The 5,706-nt window shown below is 61.9% G+C and carries 6 protein-coding genes; all 6 read right to left on the bottom strand.

Annotation, left to right across the window (positions count from 1 at the left end):
* Window positions 1–927 (bottom strand): hypothetical protein (locus AC1XOS_RS19015; protein WP_481963794.1); only part of this gene is annotated, 927 nt, incomplete at its 3' end.
* Between the two features lie 43 nt (window positions 928–970).
* Window positions 971–1,996, bottom strand: coding sequence for an aldose 1-epimerase family protein (locus AC1XOS_RS19020; protein WP_481963795.1), 1,026 nt, complete (start codon window positions 1,994–1,996; stop codon window positions 971–973).
* A gap of 10 nt (window positions 1,997–2,006) precedes the next feature.
* A complete protein-coding gene (locus AC1XOS_RS19025; protein ID WP_481963796.1) occupies window positions 2,007–2,762 on the bottom strand; it encodes a hypothetical protein in 756 nt (251 codons plus the stop codon).
* Window positions 2,763–2,823: 61 nt separating this feature from the next.
* On the bottom strand, window positions 2,824–3,960 hold the full coding sequence (locus tag AC1XOS_RS19030; protein ID WP_481963797.1) for a hypothetical protein: 1,137 nt from the start codon (window positions 3,958–3,960) through the stop codon (window positions 2,824–2,826).
* Window positions 3,953–4,786, bottom strand: coding sequence for a methyltransferase domain-containing protein (locus tag AC1XOS_RS19035; protein WP_481963798.1), 834 nt, complete (start codon window positions 4,784–4,786; stop codon window positions 3,953–3,955). The genes AC1XOS_RS19030 and AC1XOS_RS19035 overlap by 8 nt, the downstream gene beginning before the upstream one ends.
* A gap of 41 nt (window positions 4,787–4,827) precedes the next feature.
* Window positions 4,828–5,706: sigma factor-like helix-turn-helix DNA-binding protein (locus AC1XOS_RS19040; RefSeq protein WP_481963799.1), on the bottom strand; the 879-nt coding region annotated here is incomplete at its 5' end.

Genomic DNA, 5,706 nt, shown 5'->3' on the forward strand with positions numbered 1-5,706 from the left:
TTTTGGCCCCCCTGCCCCCCGGTAACGGGGGAGAAGGGGGAGGAGGGCTAAGAGTAGTGGCAGGCCGAAGCCCAACAGAACCCACCAGAGGGCTGGGGTGAACGTGCCCTCGTTAGTCCAAGCGCGGGCTTTAAAGAGCGGATCAACACGCGATGCCCACGCGGTGTAGGCCGTGGTGGGGAGGCAGGCTGCGGTGGCGAGGAGCAGGCCTTTCCAACCCACAATCCCCCTCCTCCCGTTATCGGGAGGAGGGCCGGGGAGGAGGGTGAAGAGCTTGTACACCCAGGCGACGGCGAGTAGATGCACGACATCGTAGGTGTGGGAGTTGCCCAGAATCGCTCCGGCGGCGCAGGCGGGCCAGAGGTCGGGGAGCTTTCTGGTGCGCTCGGACTTGAGGAGCGAGGCGAAGAAGACCACCATCAAGGCCGTCATTGGGGCGAAGAGCGGGGAGTAGTAGAGCGACAGAAACGTGATTGCCTCGGGCTGAAACGTATCAATCGGCTGACTTGTGAAGCCCTTCGCGGGGTTGTAGCCGCCCGAAAGCCAGCCAAAACCCGACGAGAAGCAGACCAGGGCAAAGGCGAGCTTCCGGGCACGCTCGCTCTGGATTGTTTCTTGGAGCAGCCAGACCACGGCGCGCAGAAGCGCCGCGCCGCCGAGAATCCGCCCTAGGTGGAAGGCAAGGGGCAGGCCGATGGCCTTGGCGAGTACTCCCAGCACCACAAACCAAACATAGAGCAGCTTGGGGCTCTGCGCCTCGGTGGAGAAGAGGTTGTGGTGGAGCACGTGCCCGCGCCCCGCCTCCCGCATCCACGAAAAGTACACCAGGCAGTCGTCTATGTTGCTCGTGAGGCCCGAGTAGAGCGAGCCGGGCGGCGTGTTCAGCCAGCCATAGAGATATGGCCCCGACGCAAGTGTCAGCGCCAAGGCTCCGAGCAAGAGATAGAACCGACGCTCAGGCCAGGCCTTGCTACTTGTCTTCTAAAAACGCCGTAAGTGTGACGGAGAAAGTGCGGGTCTCACCGGGGGCGATGTACTGCAAACGTCCGGCTTCGCGCTCGGCGGCGCGGCCTAGAACTTTGCAGTTGGCGGGCTCGATGCCGCAGACGTACTCGCCCTCGCCCATCATCTTCCAGACGGTCAGGTGTGGGAACTCGGACTGCTTGTAGCCGACACGCACACCAAAGCCCGACGGGTTCACCATTTCGATCTCCACGTCTTCCCCAGGAATATTGTGGAAGAAGCACTGCTCGGCATATTCTTTCGTTGGGGCGGTGAGGGTGTTAGCCGTGGCGTGGCCTGCGGCGGCATCGGCGTCTCTTGGGGTGCTGGTCGTGCCCTCGGGGAAGCGGATCACGGTGCCTTCCTCAACCAAGGGCCAGCCGAAGTTGAGGTGATAGAGCAGCATCAGGGGCGATACTTTGAAGCCCTCGTTGGTGACCGTGTCGGTGATGGTCATGCTGGTGCCACCGACGGGCGTGGTGATGGTGCGAGTGAGCCTGAGATTCTCGCCAAAGACCGTGGCCTCGCGCATCGTGCCCTCAAGGAGGATTGTCGCCTCGTCACCATCCCACTGCGTCCGGGCGCTCGTGTCTTCTGCGGGAATGTGGGAGAGACGTCCATGAATCCCGAGTGCTTCTTCGCCATCTTGGTTGGAGGCACCTGCGTTGCTCAGGCCACAGCCCGTGAGCAGCCCGCCGTGAAAGGTCTGGAGCCAGCCGCGTCCTTCGGGGACAAAGGCATGCGGGCTCGCCCAGCCCGTCGCCGAGACCCAGGCAAACGGGACGCCAAAGAGGCTCGCCGCCCCGATATCCATGCCGCGTGAGAAGAGAACCGTGAAGTCAAGCCCGCCGCCGGAGCGCACCCGCGCCGCTTTGACGCCGCTTTGGACGCCTTCGTCGTAGGTGAAGCGCTCGACACCCGCCACTTGAACCAGCTCGCCCACCCGCTGACGCACGGCAGTGCGCGAGTAGGACTTACCAAAGAGAGTTGCCATGCCTCGGATTTTACCTGATTTGAAGCTGCGACAGCTCGTTGCCCAGCTCCGGGTGATCGTGCTGGAGGTCGCGGAGCTTGGCACGAACCGCGATCGCCGCCTCGGCCAGTGCGTTCTCCATCTCTGCTCGAAGTGCTAGCTGGGCTTGCTGACTACTGGTTTGTGCCAGAACCGTCAGGCGTAGCAGATAGTCTTGCTCTAGGGCGAGGTAGCGCAGGTAGGCGAGGTGGAACGCAAGGCACGTCGAGTCGGGGAGCTTTCCGGCTAGCTTCTTGTCCCACTGTGCCGCCGATGCCATGAGGTCATCTGGCGAGGGAGTCGGGCGTGCTTCTGGGGTTGTTGCTTGTGAGGAGCTCGTTGTCTCGGTTGGAGTCGTTGCGAGGCGTAGCGACCAAGCCTGCCAGACACGCTGGCGATCTTGTTCAATGGCATTCACATCGCCCAAGTAGCGCATCAGGGGAGTTTGGGTGAGCGTGGGGCGGGCGATTTGGCGCGTTGTCGCAACAGGGATGAAAGTTGTCGCAACTGGGATGAAAGTGGTGGGCTGAGAAAGACGCGCTGGGGGGGACATCGGCTGGATCGGCCCCGGATAGGGTGTCGGGTTGTGGGAAGCCACGGGAGCTCGCGAAGAGCCCTCACGGGGAGAAAGCTGCTGTTGCTCCTGTTTCTGGTGCAGACGATAGCTCTCCCCCCAGCGGATCAGCGCGACCATGAGAAAAAAGAGCCCGGCCAGCATGGCGATTAAAACAAGAATTCGTGGGTTCATGGTCGTGACGTCGCTTCCGAGTATAGACTTTCCTTAGTATCGGAAAGTTCCTCCAGGTGAGCTAGCCCGCCACGATCTCAACATTGGCTCTGGGAACCGTGACTTCTTCACCCGTGCTGGCGAGCTTGGCACGGAGCACACGCACTTCGGTGCCGGAGTCTACTTGTACAAGCTGGGTGGGGAGCTCGGTGACGGTTGCGAGTGCACCAAAATACGGCTCACGGATAATGCGGATCTGGCCACCGGGCTGGAGCGTGAAGTTGAGCTCGGCATCATCGTGCTGGCCAATGCCCTCGTTCTCGGTCTCGTCGGCGACAATTACCTCCGGGCGAATCACCCCGGCGCGAATCTGGGTGGCTCCACTGATAGCGGCGCTGCGGCCCTCCAGTGACTTGAGCAGGTTGAATGTCCGGTTGGCCATCGCAATGGTTCCGAAGCCCTCGGTGAGCACCATGGTGAGAGGGATATTCTCGTGGCCCGTGATCGCGACCCCGATATCGTAGCCTAAGTAGTCCACCATGTCCTTGTCCACGATTCCACCCACCACGATTCCGACGATGCCCAGCTCCGCCGCTTTTCGCAGCGCCGCCCCAGAAATATTCGAGCCCCCGACAATGACTTTTCCTGCCTGACTGGCGTTGATATCGCTCTCGGTGAGGGGCTGATCGGGGCTCTGTGAGACCATCAGAAGCGGTGCACGGCGCTCGCCCCCAATGCCGAAGATTCCCTGGATGAGGGCACCGTGGGCCGTGATCTCTACGCCCTCACCCTCGATGACTTGGGTGATCTTGCCCGGAATGTAGGCCGTGATCTCCACCGGGGTTGGGGACTCACGGATGCCGACATTGCCGGAGATGGGGGAGATGATCTCAATGACCCCGGAGGTGCTGGCCTTGGCATCGGCGATAAAGAACTTGCCAAAGAGCCCCTTGGTGCGGGCGATCAGGTCGCCTTTCTCTACACGATCCCCGATCTTGATAGTGAGCAGCTCAGGCACCTCGGACGCGTCCACGCCCAGCCGTGAGGCCACTTTCACGGTCTGCATGATGCCCGGAAGCTTGGCCTGCGCCACGGCGGTGTCGGGGAGAACCCAGTCCCCCAAACCTACCAGAACCTCGCCCTTGAGCGGTAGCCGTCGCGTCTTAACGATTGTCGTTCGCGGGCTGACAGTCAGCCCCGGTGTGTAGCCACTAGCCATGGTTTTCTTTTTGTCCCCAGATCAGATGATAGTACAGAAGTGCCTCGGTCGCGCCGTGCACCGCGAAGTGTGGCGCGCAGTGCGCCTTAAGCTCGCTTTGTGTGAGCCGAATAAAGTAAATCCCGCCCGGATGGTGCCCCTCACGCTCGCTCATAAAGCTCACGGGTGGTCCCCACCGATAGGCTGAGAGTGCGATTCGCCCGCCGTTTTTTGCTGATTTACAGGCCCGCGCCAGATGTTTCAAAGCGCCATCTCGCGCTTCGGGAGTCGGAATGTGCTCATAGACGCCAAACGAGCCGACCCGATCAAACGCTTCGGACTTGGTCGGCAGTCGTGAGAGATCCGCCTGCACAAAGAGTACCCGCTCTGCCAGGGCTGAGGGGACTTTTGTTTTCGCCACCCGCAGAGACTCTCGGGAAAAGTCCACACAGACGAGCCCCCGCGTGCGCTCCGCAAATGTTTTCGTCATGCGCCCGGTGCCACAGCCACCCTCCAGCATCAAGTGTGAGGGCTCCAGCGGCAGAAACTTCAGGGTGAGTGGCACCTCGTAGTAGGTAAAGAGCTTCAGCCCCAGCATCTGGTCGTAGGACTTCACTTGGGCATCGCGCGCCTTCATCTCCGAGCGTTTTTCACTCGCCTCCGTGTCGTCGGCGGCACTACCCCGCAGAACATCGGGCAAGAGGTTTGGAATGCCATCGGTCACCGGGTAGCTCCGCCCGCTTGCCGTGGTCAAGGTCCCGTGCGCACTTGTTCCATCCCATCCCGAAAGCGGCTCACCCGTCTCCGGGCAGATTAGTAGCGAGAGAAGCTCCTCACGAATTGTCACGGGCGCAGTATAGCCGAGAACCACGCTTTCTCGCTAGTCTCCTACTCCTGGCGGATGCTCAGGAGCTTGAAGGTGTCGCGCTGGGAGTAGATCTCTAGGGCGCTTCCTCCAGCGACATTTTCGTAGCGGGTGCGGATGGCGGGAGCTCCGGCAAAGACGACCTCAAGATCAGGGGTGCGGCGTAGGCGTGGGGTGGCTTTCCAGAAGGCTTGGGCCTCGGGAGCGCCGAGCAGTAAGCGGCTCAGACCGATGGCGAGAGTCGGAGCGGTGCAGTTGTCACACTGCATGGTTAGGACATACTCACCGCGCAGAGCATTGAAGCCACCAGGGAGTGTCTGGAGCGCTTTTTCGGGAGCCAGGCAGCCGACTCTTGCGGGCTTGCCACAGTAGGCGCAGGTCGCCTGGCCGCGCTCCAGAGCTTGCTGGCAGTAGCGAAACCCAGCGGCATCGAGCCGGCTCTGCATCGTGCGGAAGCCCTGCGCCTCCCCGAGAATGCGCTGGGCCGCACGGGTTGCCAGATCCACGCACTCAAAGTACTGGCCTGTTTGGGGGAAGCAGTGGGGGCAGCGCAGAAAAAAGCAGTCCTGCGGGTCACGTAGCGCCTGGAGCCGCGCTGTGCCGCAGGTGGCGCACCAGAGCTTTGTCTCGATCCAGGACGCATCGCTCTCCGAGATCAGGCCATAGGCAATCGCATCGTCGCGAAAACGGGACTTGAGAACCTCCTGGAGCGCTTGCCTGCCCCGGTGGAGACGGACCGCGAGGGTGCCCGTGGTGGCTCCAAGGCGCACCGAGAGCTCGCTCAGCGGCGTGTCTTCGACATACTTGGCGACCATCAGCGCACGAGTTGGCTCAGGGAGGGTGTCTAGGGCGCGGTCTAGCAGGTCCAAGAGCTCACTTTGCTCTAGCTCCGCCTGCCAGCT

Source organism: Armatimonas sp., from assembly GCF_964826245.1.